Source organism: Desulfitobacterium chlororespirans DSM 11544, assembly GCF_900143285.1.
Lineage (GTDB): Bacteria > Bacillota > Desulfitobacteriia > Desulfitobacteriales > Desulfitobacteriaceae > Desulfitobacterium > Desulfitobacterium chlororespirans.
In genome coordinates, this window is sequence record NZ_FRDN01000022.1 from 1 (window position 1) to 15,250 (window position 15,250).

The window sequence follows — 15,250 nt, forward strand, 5'->3', positions numbered from 1 at the left end:
TTCTTCGTCACGTCACGGATGGTTTCGATTTGCTCATCCATGTCTTCCGGATAGCCGTCAATCTCAATAATCAGAATAGCTCCCGCATCCCGGGGCAGTCCGGCATGGCAATAATCTTCCGTGGTATTGATCAGCAGGTTATCCATCATTTCCAAGGTTGTCGGGATAATTCCGGCGGCTACGATATCGGCAACCGTTTGCGAAGCATCTTCGACTTTATTATAAATGGCCAGCATGGTTTTCTTGGTGACAGGCTTCGGTAAGATCCGCAGGTAAGCCTTGGTGACCAAGCCTAAGGTCCCCTCAGAACCGACGATGATGCGGGTCAAATCATATCCCGGCTCGCTTTTGAAGTTCCGCCCGCCGGTCCGAATCACTTTTCCGTTAGGCAGGACCACTTCCAAGCCCAGAATAGAATCACGGGTTACCCCATATTTGAAGCAACGGGGTCCGCCGGAGCACTCCCCGATATTTCCGCCGAGAGTCGAGGCTTTCCAGGAAGACGGATCGGGGGGATAGTAAAATCCGACCTTCTCCAGTTCTTGCTGAAGGTCAAAGTTAACGACTCCGGGTTCGACCACGGCGACGAAGTTCTCCGTATCGATCTCCAGCACTTTGGTCATGCGGGTAAAGTTAATGACGATGGATTTTTCCGAAGGAATCGTACCGCCGCTGACATTGGTACCGGCACCCCGTGGGACCAGCTTGATATCCTGCTCATTCATATAGTTAACCAGCTCAACCACTTGGTCTGTAGTTTCCGGAAACACTGCGCCGATGGCATCGCCGCTGAGCAATGTACCATCATAACCATAAGCGAAGAGTTCTGTTGGTTTGGTCACCACGTTTTTCTCTCCGACAATCTCTTTCAGTCGATCAACAATCGTTTGCGATAACATTTTCAGCCCTCCTTCTCTATTAAGCCAACAGACTTACACCTGGATTAAGAATCCCGTTGGGGTCGAATTTGCTGCGCAGTTCACTGAGGAGACCGGTGGTTTCCGACCACATTTCCCCGTCATTGAACATCTCACACATCAGTTTATGACCAAGGAGGCCGGTAACATTGCCGCCTAAGGACATGGCCATTTTGTTGACTTGGGCAGCCACAGCCATTTTGTCGGCATCTTTGGGCAGAACCACACGGGCAACTCCCAAGAGCCCTTCGATGACGACTCCGCTGTTCAGCTCCCCTTGTATTCCTTTTAATTGTGCCAAAGCCTGAGACATCTTCATGGGACCCACTGCAAATTCCAGGACATGGTCCGGAGCATTGTTCAACCCTTGACGAACCTTAAGCCAGCCACTCATAAGCTTCTCATAAGCTTCTTTATCTTCGACGATCGAGACGTCGGTGCCGCCGCCCAGGGTGAGAATTGCCACGATTTCATTGGCTAAGTTGGTGCCGGATTTATTGAATCCCTCCAAATCGATGAGAACCAGGTGTCCTTCTCCGGGAAGAATCTCCTGGGCCAGATCCTTGCTGACGAGATTCATCCGATCGGGATGGATATGGCGTTTAAGCAAGGTGCTGAAAGTGGCATTGGCTTTTTGCAGACAATCAAACCGGGCCACGATAGCTCTCTTGGCAGCAGGTTGGGGCAAAAGCTTAATTAACATTTTAGTAAAGATGCCAAAGGTGCCTTGGCTGCCCACCGCGAAGTGAATGAAGTCATAACCGGAAACATTTTTAATACATTTATTGCCGATAAACATCATGTCACCGGTAGGTGTAACCATTTCAAAGCCCATTATAAAGGTTCTTGTCGGTCCGTAGTTAAAGGATTTGGAATCTGAATCCCCGATGGCAAAGCAGCCGCCCACGGAACTGGTATCCACCGCATAGGGCTCTACCGGGAACAAATATCCGTCAGCCTCCAGCTTTTGGATAAAATCCTGATGAAGCATGCCAGGCTCTACTGTGACGACGAAGTTTTTCTTATCGATCTCGAGGATTTTATTCATGCGATTCATGATCAGGGCAATTCCGCCCTCTAAGCCCTTTGTATCAGCGACCGCTCCGGCAACTGAGATCTTAAGCTGTTGTCCATTGGCATATTTAACAACTTTGGCTACTTCTTCGGCATCTCCGGGGAAGACCACAGCCACCGGCTTACCGTCTCCCTTAAGATATTGTGCCATATCAGCAGGATTGTCCAAGACGTAATTATCGCCCACAATCCCTTTTAACTCACTTAGTGTATTGCTCATGACTACCCGCCTTTCCACTCATTTACATTAGAAGCAGACTCATCTTCAAGATTCTAGTCCCCGTAAGCTTTAGCCATCAAATCTGCCACATGCATTACTTTTTGTTTTTGACCGGCCATGCTGACTCCGCCTTGCAATCTCATGATACATGCAGGACAGCTGGTGGCCACTACTTCCGCTCCGCTGTCTTGAATGTTCTTGGCCTTCTCCCGGGTAACCTTGGTGGACATTTCATGGTAGAATGCCTGAACCAATCCGGAAGCTCCGCAGCAGCGGTTGGCTTCAAACATTTCAATATATTCTACTCTCGGCAGGCTCTTTAACATCTGACGAGGCTGTGCTGTCACTTTAATTCCCCGCACCATATGACAGGGATCATGATAAGTTACCTTGACCGGAGTAGAGTTATGGAATTTGCTCTCATCAACGCCGATTTCCGCCATATACTCGGAGAACTCTTTAACTTTGGCACAGAAGCTCTTTACTCTGGGAAGATAAGCCGCATCATCGGCAAAGAGTTTCAGATAATCTTCTTTGAGCATGGCTGCACAGGAGCCGCAGGCGGTAATAATGGCCTCCACATCCTTGGCCATAAAGGTATCAATGGTCTTACGGGCATTGACTTTAGCGGTCTCGAAATCTCCATAGGCGTATTGAGGCAATCCGCAACAGACCTGTTCTTTGGGAATAATGACTTCACAGTCATTTTTAGTTAACACTTTAACTACCGAGTGAGCTGTATCATCAAGTGAAAAGTTTAAGAAGCAACCCACATAAAAAGCAACTTTATGCTTGGGTTGAGCTACGAGAATCCTTTCGGGAACTTGGTTTAAGAATGGGACTTTAGCCACATTCATGCCTTTAATATCCACGCCGCGGAAATAATCCATGCCGTCGACTTTATTAAGGACATTTTTACCAAGACCACCAAAGAGTTTAAAGGCTCGTTCCAGCTTATTCGGGTTTGCTAAGGTCTTAAGTGCATAAGATTTAACGAAAGGTTTAACGCCATGTTTAAGTTTCAGATCCCGTCGGGCCGCCATGACCAATTCCTTGGCACTAACACCACTTGGGCAAGCAACTGCGCATTCTCCGCAAAGCAAGCAACTGTTGATGGAATCCTCATAATCTGCATCAGCCTCAATGACACCATCCGCGACTGCTTTGATTAGTTGGACCCTTCCCCGTGAAACCATGGTTTCAGCGCCATCCACTTTGTATGTTTTACAAGCAGTATGACAGAAACCACATCTGTTACACGTGTTTAGCATTTCATAGACTTCTGCTAAAACCCCCACTTTTAATTTCCCCCTTCACTGTTAGATGGTCAGACCACCGAATCAAATAGTTAAAATTGCGTAACAATTCAAGTTACTGAGACTATTATAACTCATCCGTATTTTCTTTCAACCCATTGTGAAAATGTTTATTAATTTTTAGGGATCTTTACAAAACAAAAAAACGAGACAGGCCTATCCTGATCTCGTTTTTGACATCTAACATCATTAATTAATTCATATGTCTAATCGGTGATGGGTAATTTTGACAGAAACGATAGAATCCAAAGACATAGGCAGCCATCTTTTCAGGGCGCAGAGCAAACCAGTCTTGGAGATTATACCGTTCTCCAAAACGATTCTCCATTACCCCATCGGAACTAATCCAGCCACGGAGAGTTTCATCGCCTAAAGCTAACTCCCAACCAGCAAGGCTCTGTCCTTTTTCGCATTGGACAATTCTCAGGCCACAGCGAGCGTGATAGATCTCAATCAATTTAACGAAAAGGCCCAATAGTGGATCTTGAAATTCACCACGGCTGTCCGGTAAAGCAAAATCCTTGCTGATTTCTTCCGCCAATTCATTGAGACCACGTTCCACGCTGTATCTTGAAACAATGGATGTCCGGATGGTTTTATATCTTAAGACACCTGTATTCAACTCAAAATGCATGGGGTGAGCCGCACCTTCTAATTGAAGGAGAATCTCATCTTTCTTAACCTGCCAAGTTCCCGAATAACGCTTCAGCAAGTGATAAGCAAGTTGGTAGGACAGAATCTGTGCCGCTACCTTAGTCTCGTCGTGTTGGGAACATCCTTGACATAGTTTTACTGGGTTGTAGTTTGTTAAAGGTAATCTCATGGCGCTCATTCCGTCACTCTCCTCTTTTTTATTCTCCTCTGTTTCTGTCCCGCATTATGAAACCACGTTTCACAAAATCTTTAAAAAAAAGAAAATGGGTATAGAAAAATGATGGTGGGTAAGAAATATTGAACTCGTTCCGCTCTTTAAAACGGAGTTTCAATATTTCTTGTGGCTATATTATCATCTCTGGCCTTAAACGTCAAGAATAAAATTTTCTAAACATTTTAACATTCTATCGTTTAAAATAGCTATATCCTAACTTAGCAGAAATAATTTCCCCGCTGCGCTTCAGTTCCTGTCCTATATGCTCGATACCTTTTTCTCTTATCCTCGCTGCCGGACCGGAGACACTGATAGCTCCAATAGCCCGTCCGGAAAAATCATAGACAGGTGTGCCCAGACAAATAATCCCAATTTCATTTTCCTCAAACTCAACCGAAATCTGGGTATTGCGGATTTCATCCAGATTTTCCAAAAGCTTCGCCGGCTCTATCAGGGTATTGGGTGTAAAGCCAGGCATTCCCTTGGTCTCCAGAATTCTCATGACTTCTTCCTCAGGCATTGTCGAAAGGAGAGCTTTCCCTACGGCAGTGCAATGCATAGGGGCCCTACGCCCAACTTTGGAGCGCATACTTACCACATGGGAACTTTCCCTTTTGTCAATATAGACTACTTCACCATCATCATGAAGGACTAAGTGAACCACTTCATCCAGTGCCTTCGCTAAATCCTCCAGGATAGGTCCAGCCACTATGCGAATCTCCAGATCATTAAAGAAACGAATTCCCAGTTCCACTATTTTAATTCCCAGTTTATAGCGCTCACTGTTTTTTTCTTTTTCCACATATCCCCGGTAACACAGGGTCTGCAAAATCCGGTGCACCGTACTTTTATGAAGACTGATTCGGTTACCGATTTCGGTAACCCCCAAAGGCTCCTCAGTGTGGGCCAGAACTTCGAGTATATCCAACGAACGTTCTAAGGTTTGTACATATTTTTCTGCCACTGCAAAATCCTCCAATCGGCTGCTAAAGTTTCATCAACCGAAACTCTGTTTCGAATTACTACCTATTGCCTAGTATGACTTTTTTAAAAACTGAAGTCAAGTCATGAATTTGCCTAAATGTATAATTTTCATACAAAGACTTAAATAGAAAAGCGTCAAGAGTAATCTCTTGACGCGATTTCGACGTAATGGGGTGGATGAGGGGACTTGCTCCGCTCGCATTCACTCGCTATCACGCCGGGGCGGGAAAACCCTCCTCAAGGTCGGCTTTTCTTTCTCCGCCCGTTCAAGTCCCCTCATCCTTATTTCGCACTAAAAAGCCGTGCGATGCACGGCTTTGTCTTCATATGGGGTGGATGAGGGGACTTGAACCCCCGAGTGCCGGAGCCACAATCCGGTGCGTTAACCACTTCGCCACAACCACCATGTTAAATTTAAATGGTGCGCCTGGAGAGATTCGAACTCCCGACAACCTGCTTAGAAGGCAGATGCTCTATCCAACTGAGCTACAGGCGCCCAACAATGGGATACTCTCCGCTTGACCTGGGAACTTCGGACACAATAAAAATGGTCGGGGCAGAGGGATTTGAACCCCCGGCCTCCTGCTCCCAAGGCAGGCGCGCTACCAAACTGCGCTATACCCCGTTTTCGTGACAATGATTATTCTATCCGATTCGTTCACCAGAGTCAAGCGTTTTTTAAAGTTTTTAAACTATTAAGCGTCTTCATCCCGCTGGGCAAGCTCTTTAAGTATGGGAACAGCCTGGCGGAATGCCTGAGCCCGGTGACTGATTTTATTCTTTTGACTTAGATTCAGCTGAGCCATGGTTCGGCCAAAATCCGGCAAATAAAAGAGCGGATCATAGCCGAACCCTTCTTTACCACGACGCTCATTAAGAATGCGCCCTTCCACCGTTCCTTCTGTCAAATACTCTTCTCCAGTGGGGCAGGCAATCACCAAGGCACAGCGGAAACGCCCCGTCCTTTGTTCTTCCGGCACTCCTTCCAGCTCTTGAAGAAGCTTATCATTATTTTTGTCATCATCCTTTGGCTCTCCGGCATAACGGGCCGAATAGACTCCCGGTGCCCCTTGGAGAGCATCCACTTCCAAACCGGAATCATCGGCAAGGGATACCAGTCCTGTACGCTGGGCCGCAATTCTTGCCTTCATGGCCGCATTCTCCGCAAAGGTCGCCCCCGTTTCCTCAACATCTTCCCACTCACCCAGATCTCCTAAAGAAAGCACCTCAATATCTTCGACCAAAAGAAGATCCTGAAGCTCCTTGACTTTCCCCCTATTTTGTGTCGCCAGCAAAACCTTCATAAAACAACCCGCTTTCAATTTTGAGACAAAGGGCCGGTCCGCACTTGCGCAGCAGCCTTTTGCATGCCCATAAGTTCTTGGATACCCTTCTCAGCCAACTCCAAAAACTGATTCAATTCCTCCCGGCCAAAAGGAATATCCTCAGCCGTTCCTTGAATCTCCACAAATTTCCCCTGCCCGGTCATTACCACATTCATATCCACTTCCGCTTTAGAATCTTCTTCATAGGCAAGATCCAGGAGGGCCACATCATCAACTTTTCCTACCGAAACTGCAGCCAGGGAGTCGAGAATGGGGTTTTCTTTGATCAGCCCCTTGGCCAACAGGTGATTGACCGCATCCACTAAAGCCACATAGGCTCCGGTAATGGAAGCGGTCCGGGTCCCCCCATCAGCCTGAATCACATCACAATCCAGCCAGATGGTTCTTTCACCGAGTTTTTTAAGGTCCACCACCGAACGCAAAGCCCTCCCGATTAAACGCTGGATCTCCATAGTCCGGCCCGTCAGTTTACCCTTGCTGGACTCACGGGGATTTCGAGTCTGAGTCGCTCGGGGAAGCATGGAATACTCTGCTGTAACCCAGCCAGAACCTGTGCCTTTTTTAAAGAGTGGTACCTTCTCTTCCACAGTAGCAGTACAAATCACCCTTGTCTGACCAACCTCGATAAGCACAGAGCCCTCAGGAATATGGGTAAATCCCCGGGTCAGCTTAACCGGTCTTAGTTCAAAGGCCTCACGGCCATCAAAACGCTTCATTATAATTATCCTCTTTTCATTCGTTATCCGGCACCATGGCTTTAAGCTATTATGGCAAACCCATGGTAAATCCTAGTCTATTTTATCAGAAATTCGCTGATTCAATTCATAAAGTCAGGAGAGAACGGTTAGGGCCTTCTGCCTCCCCGACGATTCCGGCTATAGTATACAGACGTTCCACCGGATCAAAGCGGAATTCTTTAAGCAAGTGAAATCCCTTAATCTCCGATGTTCTCTTAATATGGATCCGCGGGCCTGTACAAGGGTAGAGCATCTCCCCCAGCCGTATGTGCTCATCATCGGAAAAACTAATGGGCCAATCCGCGTCAATCAGCTCCAACACCCGTTGTTCCACAATATCCAAATCGATGTCCGGTTTTTCGGGAAACTCCAAAACAAATCCATGCTTAATATCACTATGAACCTCAGGGCGCTCCAAACCCATTTCCTCAAGAATCATTGAAGTAATATCTTCAGCGCTGTGGGCCATGCGCCGATATTTGATCGATTCAAAGACAATGTCTGCTATGCTTTCGGGCTCCGGACCAAAAACCGTGGGACGGGTCACAATCACCTCTTCTCCCACCCCAACAAGCATCTCTGCATTAATACCTAAAAAAGGATAGATTAAATCAAAATGTTCCACAACCACCCGGCGCCCCTTGCTGAGAGCGGCTTTGATGGCCTCGGCTATTTTCCAGGGTTGCGTAAAAGCTGATTCAAAGCGCACGTCCAAATGGTAAGTATGAGCGCGAAAATGGCCGCGATCCGCATCGTCCATCAAGGGGAGGGGCCGTATGTTGATTCCCTGATCATCATTGGTCAATTCCAAACCAGGAAACATACCGCGAATGAGCACAGACTTTCCCGCCCCCGCATCACCGAGAAAACCAATCAAATGATCGTCAGGGCTAAGATACCTCTGCTGAAGGTTCATTCCCAAAAAAAGCAGCCGCTTTTTCCCCCGTGGAGCAAAATATACTGCCTGCATTAAATGGTCATGGACAAAAAGTTTAGAAATCTTTGCCACCACCCCTCAAGACCAGTGTCTACCCTTCTATTGTAGACAGGAAACGGGCATTTGAAAAGCAAAGTTTTTGGGTTAAGGACATTTGCGGATACTCACGGCAAGACCATCACCTAAAGGAAGAATGCTGGTTTGCAGCTCCGGGTTCCCGGTCAGCAGCTTTAGAAATTCCCGCAAATGGCTGACCATACGCTCATATTTCGGTTCATACTCGGAGCCGGGTACCACCCAGCCGCGAAACAGGACATTATCCACGACCATAATCCCCCCATCACCCAGCAGGGGAGTTACCAGCTCTAAATATTCGAGATATTCCCCTTTGGCCGCGTCCACAAAAATAAAATCAAATTCACCCCGGGGAAAATCCGGCAAAATTTTTCGTGCATCTCCCATAACCACCTGAATCTTTTCCGCCACCCCTCCGCGCTTAAAATACTCGATCGCCCGAGTGGCCCGCTCCACATTCAGATCCAGAGTGACAATCTTTCCTGCCCGCCCTGCCAAGCCCTTAGCCAGCCACAAAGTAGAATAGCCGATGGCCGTTCCCACTTCAAGAATCCGGGATGCACCACTAACCTTAACCAGCCAGGACAAATAATTTCCCACAGGGGGAGTTACCACCGGAATCGTCTCTCTGAGCGCCTGCTCTTCCATCTCCAGAAACAAATCATCCCGGCTGGGCAACAGCTCACCGAGATATTGCTCTAACTCAAAAGAATAAAACACATTGACACCTTCTTTAGCACCAGTAGTTTAATGTAAGAATACATACAGGAGCGTTCTTCTCAATGGGTATCATAACCCGGATTTATTAAAATAACAATTCATAATCAGAGCCTTTCTTGCCCATAAAAACAGGACAACGTTTGCCTTTCCTTGCCCCCACTGATTTTAAGTCAATATTTTGCGTGCATGCTCTACGAGAACCGGATCCAGTGCGGTCCCAGCCCCACGCTGAATAATAGCCAGGGCTTCACCTGGGCTGAGTGCCTTCCGATAAGGCCGATCCTCAGTTAAAGCTGCAAACATATCCGCTATAGCCATCAGGCGGGCACCCGTGTCCAATCCATCGGCACCAATGCCAAAAGGATAACCCTTCCCGTCCAAACGTTCATGATGGTAGGCAGCCCATTGCGTCACACGCTGAGGGAAGCCGGCCCCCGCCAAAAGATGATAGGTATGATAGGTATGGGTCCTGATCATCTCAATCTCATCAGAATCCAAAGGCCCCGGCTTATCCAGTATTTTTTTCGGTATGGCCAGTTTTCCCAAATCATGAACCATACCTGCCACCCAGATTTCTCTGGTGTCCTGCTTTGCCCAGCCAAGATCCTCCGCCAGTTTTTGGGCCGTGTCGGCCACCGAGCGGGAATGGCGGGCTGTGAACGAACTCTTTTGGTCAATCAAATCTGCAAAGGTAGAAGCTAAGACACGGGTCTCTTGATCGCACACTTTAGGTACTGGTTGAACATCCTCTTCGTCAAAAAGAAGAGCCAGGGAGATCTTCATCAGATCTTGATGTTCCAGATCAAGCCAAAAGGCCTCCGTAGCCGCCACTTCGATAAAGGCAGGAATAACTTCCGGATAAAACTGTTTTCCTTCATGGTCTTTGATCCACTGGATTAACTTCTCGCGTTCTGCACGGCTCAACACTTTACGGCTTAAGTTTACATCCACCCTATCCGCAAGAGAAATAATCCTGGCCATAATACTGACCTGAGCCGGTTCAATCCTCAACACACCATAGTTCGGATGAGGAGCCTCATGATGATGGCGGACAATCTCGGACAACACCTCTCCATCCGGAAAACGATGGACAATCTCCGCCCCCAAAAGGGTGTGTTCCTTCATCCAAAAAGGAGTACCATGAAATTTATGAAACCCTCCCACAGCACCAATATCATGCAGTAAACCCGCAATGAGAAGCTGAATCAGCTCTTTGTGGGGCAACCCCAAAACAATCCCCATCTTTAGAGAAATATAACCGACCCTTTCCCCATGCCTTAAACCAAAAGGGACATGTAATCCTTTCTTAATCTCCTCGTCAATCAAGGCAAGATCCAATGCTTTAGAAAAATTCCACATCCTGCGAATATAAGATGCCTCTGATCGCACACTATCCCTCTTTCTCAAACCAAGCGCTTTCATGTTTCATCATTGTTTAAGTTTAGCCTCATGATCACTTACTCCCTTAATCCCATCTGGGCCAGGGATGTTGCTGAATTGGCCACATCTTCGGAAGCAGCCCCAATCTGGCCGGCCGTCATGGTCAGAGCGTCGATCTGGGTAGCGATCTCACGAACCTGCTGAATACTGGATTGAATAGCGCTCATAATGTCCCCAAAACGAGCGACTACTTCCTGGGCTTCAGATGCCGCCTCATGCATCGCCTTGGTCGTATCTTCAATCACCCTGCTCACAGCCGTGGTATTTTGCCGGGTTACTGCAATCATAGTGCTGATTTCCTTAACCGATTGCTCAGAATTATTGGCGAGTTTCTTCACTTCCTCCGCCACCACCCCAAAACCTCTGCCGGACTCTCCGGCCCGAGCGGCTTCGATGGCTGCATTAAGCGCCAAGAGGTTGGTCTGGGAAGCGATTTCTTTAATGACATCCGTAATATTGGCAATCCGAGCCGAACTGCGATCAAGCTCCGACATCTTTTCCTGCATTTTTTCCGACATCCCTGCCAGCCCTAAAATACGCTCGGAAATCTGTTGAATCTGCTGAGCCCCTTCCTGAGCCAAGTTATCCACTTTACGAGAAAAATCTGCCGCATCACCGGCATTTTGCGAAATGAGCTCAGTCGCCTCATGCATCTGAGCCGCCGAAGCAGCGGTCTGTTCCGAAGTCGCTGCCAGGGCCTGGCTGGCTTCACTGACGCGACGCTGCAAAACGTCAATCTCATCGTAGGCTTTTTCCAGCTCCTCCTTCTTATCAATATCCGCTATGTAAGACTGGATATAGCTGGCCATCACCACTTGCTGATCAAAGCTGAAGATCCGCAGAACGGCAAGGCTTAACCGCAAAGCCTGATCCGGCTTCTTCCGATAATGAGCAAAAATTCTTGGCAAAATCAAGTCAAAGAAGGTTTGATAAGAGCTTAAATAAACAAAGGGCGGCAGATTAATACGCTTATGTACATCACCAATCCTGATCCGGCTCATAATATACCCTTCGTCGATGATATCGGGAAAAATCGAGAGCAGATAGTTTCTCTGCAAACCTCTGAGCCGCTCCACAGAAGAGAACTCCTTGATTATCCCATTCAGCTGGGAAATCTTCGTGATATGAGCATAGAACTGATCAACGATTTGATCGACATCCCGCTCCATAATAGGCTTGAATTCTTTCAGCAACAGCAATTGGTCCTGCTCTAATTTTAAAAGCTTTATAGACTCATTCAGGTCGAATTGATGGAGGTTAATCATGCAGGTTTCCCCTCTTCACTCTAAATTTCCTTTTATTTTATAACATTTATGTACACTTACTTCTTAAGTGCGAGCAATTCACTGCTGCACGTATATAACATTCTGTTCATTAAGCAAAAATCCTGCAGAATATGTAGTCTACAGGATTTTTTCCCAAAAGATTGTTATTAGAATTTATCAATAACAGTAATGCTATTCTAAAGAAAAAAGAACCTTTAATCAGCTTGCTGCTGTTGACAGATTAGCCGAGTTATTCCCCTTGCGCAAGCGTACTATAGTCCCGTCGCTGGTGATTCTATATACCGTTATATGTCCTTCAGTCTCAACAGTCCATTCATGACAACATTCACCGCAAAAAAATCTTCCCCGATTTATTTTACCAATCTCTCGCGAATTACACATTGGGCAGACATTCAAACCAGCCATCTCCTCTCATTCCGGTCACTCTCAAGCCTGATTTGCCCAGAGTTCAATAACCAAAGTATAGCAAATATTTCTTAACTTCTTCTTAAGAAAGTGTGAAGTTTTCGTGAACAGTTTCCGTGAACAAATGAGAGAATTTGGCCGAATTCTTTAAAATTCGCGGGGAAACTTCACATAGACTATGGTGCCATTTTCACCTGTTTGAGCCTCAATACTCCCCTGATGTTTAGCCACTATCTCGAAGCATACCGATAGACCAAGCCCTGTTCCCTTCTCCTTCGTCGTTAAAAAAGGAGTACCCAGCTTCTTTAGAATATGGGGCGGTATTCCTTCGCCCTGGTCCTGGACAGCCAAAACAACTTGTTGATCTGCGCAAAAGGTACGAATCGTAAGTTTGCCTCCCGCAGTCATAGCTTCCAAGCCATTGCCGGCCAAGTTCATAATTATTTGCCGAATTTCCTTATCATTGAGTTCAAGATCAGGGATCTCTGTCAACTCTATTAAAACTTGTTTATCCAGTTCACTGGCAAAAGCCTGCAGCAAGGGCAGAAGGGCACGGATGATTTCATTCAGGTTGCATAGGACCGGCTCGCCTCCGCTCAACCGGCCAAAGGCCAGAAACTCATTGATCATGGACTCTACCCGGTCTATTTCGGAAATCATCAGATCAAAGTATTCCCTATAGAGTGACAGATCATTTTTCCCTTTTAACATTTGCAAAAAACCTTTAACCACACTGATAGGGTTACGAATCTCATGACTTAAGCCAGCTGCCAGCTGTCCCACTGTATGCAGTTCTTCCATTCTTCGCATCTTTTCACTGATGAACTTTTGTTCAGCACCATCCACATGATCAAAAATCTTTGGGCACCACATATTGAACACCTCTTTTTAATAATGCCTTTTCACCTGTTAAGGAACAAATATTTCCACAACTGATGTATATTTATGGCAGATCATCTGGATTTATGACTTTTTTACGACAGGTAGTTTTTAAATTTTATTCTTGTAATATCGCCTGAAATATGATAAAAAGTAACTAACGCTTATTATACCTATAGGGGGTATCCGTATGAACAATAATTTCTCCCGCCGTACTTTTCTCAAGCGGGCTACCGCAGCCGGCCTGCTGGGAGCATTGACAGCAACCGGACTAAGCGAGCCGGTTAAAGCCGCTGAGCAGCGCGGGGAAAAGCTTGGCACATTAATCGATTTAACCCGGTGTGACGGCTGCCCAAACAGCCCGACCCCACTTTGCGTAGCCGCCTGTCGCCAACACAATCAAAGCCGATTTCCGGAACCGCAAAAACCGCTTAAGTATTATTGGCCTCAAAAAAAGGTGGAGGATTGGTCTGACAAAAGAGAGCTTACCACTCGTCTCACTCCCTACAACTGGACTTTCGTCGATAAAGTCAAAGTCGATCATAACGGCCTCCAACACGAGATCCATGTGCCCAGGCGTTGTATGCACTGCGATAACCCAACCTGCCTGAAGCTTTGCCCTTTCAGCGCTATCTCCAAGGAGAGCACCGGGGCCGTTTCCATCGATGATGGAGTATGTTTCGGCGGGGCAAAATGCCGTGACGTCTGCCCCTGGGGTATTCCCCAGCGCCAGGCGGGGGTGGGGCTATATCTTCAGATTGCTCCCGATTTAGCGGGAGGCGGGGTCATGTATAAATGTGATCTCTGCAGCGACCTTTTAGCCGTAGGCAAGAAGCCGGCCTGTATCCAGGCCTGTCCCCGGGAAGCCCTGACCATTGGCCCCCGTGAGGAGATTCAAGCTCTGGCCCGCAAGAAAGCCCAGGATATGGGCGGCTATGTATATGGCGATCTGGAGAATGGAGGAACCTCCACCCTCTACATTTCCAGCGTTCCCTTCGAAAAAATTGACCAGGCTATAAAGGCTGATAAAAAACAAAAGGAAGACAATTCTCCCGGCCGGCCAGGTATGCCCGTTAAAGTGGATAATTATCTCGAAAGCGAAAAGGGGCTATTCTACAGCGCACTCCTGGCACCCTTTGCCGGAGCCGCCGCAGCCGGTATCACTGCCTATCGCACCTTGAAAGGGGATCAAGCCAATGGCTTATCCGCAAACCCTGTCAACCCGGGAGAGGAGGAAGAACATGGCCACGACAACCCCTAAGTCAAAAAGAGAAAAGCTCTTAAGGCAGAATTTGATTAATCGCTTTGTCCACTGGACAACTGCTCTTGCCATCTTCCTGCTGATTCTGACAGGCTTTGGCCAAATGCCTCTCTATAACCGCTATAATGTCACGAAGCTTCCCGGTGCTGAATGGCTGGGGGACTACTTCATTACCATCAACCTTCACTACCTGGCGGCTGTTCTCTTGATTTTTGTCGTCTTTTTCCACATCATTAATGCCTTTATTCGCAAAGAATTTGATATCTTTCCCCGCCGCGGTGACTTTAAAGAATCCTATTTGATCATTAAAGCCATGATCACGAAATGCCAGGAACCCCCTTGCGGAAAATACCTGGCAGAACAAAGATTGGCCTATTTCTATATTGGCTTTAATGTGCTCCTGCTCATCATTACCGGCTTAATCAAAATGTATAAAAACCTCTCTGGTGTGGATCTGCCTTATTCTCTTCTTTTTTGGACCACTATGCTGCATAATATCGGCACCGTATTGCTGATCCTCGGTATAATTGGTCATCTGGCAGCCTTTATATTTAAGGAGAACCGCGCCCTTCTCCCCGGAATGTTTACAGGCTATATTGACCGCAACTACGCGGAACACCGCCATGTCTTGTGGTGCAAAAAGCCTGAATCAAAGGAACAGGTCCCATCTTTCACGGACGAGGAACCTCACGGTAGGGAACAGGGCAGGAATGAAACCGGCCATCCGGGTTGTTAACCTTGATCCCTATGCCGCGAAGGACTCCGGCAGAGAATACAATTAAGCA

Annotated in this window: 14 protein-coding genes and 3 tRNA genes; 2 read left to right on the forward strand and 15 right to left on the reverse strand. The window is 47.1% G+C overall.

Annotated features, from left to right (window positions below; genetic code table 11):
- The 15 genes from BUA14_RS25485 to BUA14_RS25560 form a co-directional block, all read right to left on the reverse strand.
- On the reverse strand, positions 1-899 hold an 899-nt coding region (locus BUA14_RS25485), incomplete at its 3' end, for an FAD-binding oxidoreductase (protein WP_072775158.1).
- 19 nt (positions 900-918) lie between these two features.
- Positions 919-2,211, reverse strand: a complete 1,293-nt coding sequence (locus tag BUA14_RS25490; protein WP_072775159.1) for an FAD-binding oxidoreductase — start codon at positions 2,209-2,211, stop codon at positions 919-921.
- A gap of 53 nt (positions 2,212-2,264) precedes the next feature.
- Positions 2,265-3,509: a (Fe-S)-binding protein gene (locus BUA14_RS25495; protein ID WP_072775160.1), complete on the reverse strand. Its 1,245-nt coding sequence runs from the start codon at positions 3,507-3,509 to the stop codon at positions 2,265-2,267.
- A gap of 211 nt (positions 3,510-3,720) precedes the next feature.
- Positions 3,721-4,359: a hypothetical protein gene (locus BUA14_RS25500; RefSeq protein WP_072775161.1), complete on the reverse strand. Its 639-nt coding sequence runs from the start codon at positions 4,357-4,359 to the stop codon at positions 3,721-3,723.
- Between the two features lie 226 nt (positions 4,360-4,585).
- Entirely contained in the window at positions 4,586-5,359 is a 774-nt protein-coding gene (locus tag BUA14_RS25505; RefSeq protein WP_072775162.1) for an IclR family transcriptional regulator, read from the reverse strand.
- 348 nt (positions 5,360-5,707) lie between these two features.
- Positions 5,708-5,783 (reverse strand) — tRNA-His (locus tag BUA14_RS25510).
- A 15-nt stretch (positions 5,784-5,798) separates the two neighbouring features.
- Positions 5,799-5,875 (reverse strand) — tRNA-Arg (locus tag BUA14_RS25515).
- Positions 5,876-5,927: 52 nt separating this feature from the next.
- Positions 5,928-6,004: transfer RNA gene (locus tag BUA14_RS25520), tRNA-Pro, on the reverse strand.
- Between the two features lie 70 nt (positions 6,005-6,074).
- Positions 6,075-6,683 (reverse strand): XTP/dITP diphosphatase, encoded by a 609-nt coding sequence (locus BUA14_RS25525; RefSeq protein WP_072775163.1) that lies wholly within the window; start codon positions 6,681-6,683, stop codon positions 6,075-6,077.
- A 14-nt stretch (positions 6,684-6,697) separates the two neighbouring features.
- The gene (rph, locus tag BUA14_RS25530; RefSeq protein WP_072775164.1) at positions 6,698-7,441 is read right to left on the reverse strand and encodes a ribonuclease PH; all 744 of its coding nucleotides are present in this window, start codon (positions 7,439-7,441) and stop codon (positions 6,698-6,700) included.
- Positions 7,442-7,547: 106 nt separating this feature from the next.
- Entirely contained in the window at positions 7,548-8,432 is an 885-nt protein-coding gene (locus tag BUA14_RS25535) for an alanyl-tRNA editing protein (RefSeq protein WP_178371813.1), read from the reverse strand.
- Between the two features lie 111 nt (positions 8,433-8,543).
- Positions 8,544-9,194 carry an O-methyltransferase gene (locus BUA14_RS25540; RefSeq protein ID WP_072775165.1) on the reverse strand — a complete coding sequence of 217 codons (651 nt, stop codon included), beginning with the start codon at positions 9,192-9,194 and terminating at the stop codon, positions 8,544-8,546.
- Positions 9,195-9,359: 165 nt separating this feature from the next.
- Complete coding sequence (locus tag BUA14_RS25545; RefSeq protein ID WP_072775166.1) at positions 9,360-10,583, reverse strand: HD-GYP domain-containing protein; 1,224 nt, start codon at positions 10,581-10,583, stop codon at positions 9,360-9,362.
- Positions 10,584-10,651: 68 nt separating this feature from the next.
- Positions 10,652-11,899 (reverse strand): globin-coupled sensor protein, encoded by a 1,248-nt coding sequence (locus BUA14_RS25550; protein ID WP_072775167.1) that lies wholly within the window; start codon positions 11,897-11,899, stop codon positions 10,652-10,654.
- 573 nt (positions 11,900-12,472) lie between these two features.
- Complete coding sequence (locus BUA14_RS25560) at positions 12,473-13,198, reverse strand: ATP-binding protein (RefSeq protein WP_084078875.1); 726 nt, start codon at positions 13,196-13,198, stop codon at positions 12,473-12,475.
- 196 nt (positions 13,199-13,394) lie between these two features.
- On the opposite strand from BUA14_RS25560, the gene BUA14_RS25565 reads away from it, so the two are divergent.
- On the forward strand, positions 13,395-14,465 hold the full coding sequence (locus BUA14_RS25565) for a 4Fe-4S dicluster domain-containing protein (RefSeq protein ID WP_072775169.1): 1,071 nt from the start codon (positions 13,395-13,397) through the stop codon (positions 14,463-14,465).
- Complete coding sequence (locus BUA14_RS25570) at positions 14,446-15,201, forward strand: formate dehydrogenase subunit gamma (RefSeq protein ID WP_072775170.1); 756 nt, start codon at positions 14,446-14,448, stop codon at positions 15,199-15,201. Before BUA14_RS25565 ends, BUA14_RS25570 begins: the two co-directional genes overlap by 20 nt.
- Positions 15,202-15,250 lie beyond the last annotated feature (49 nt).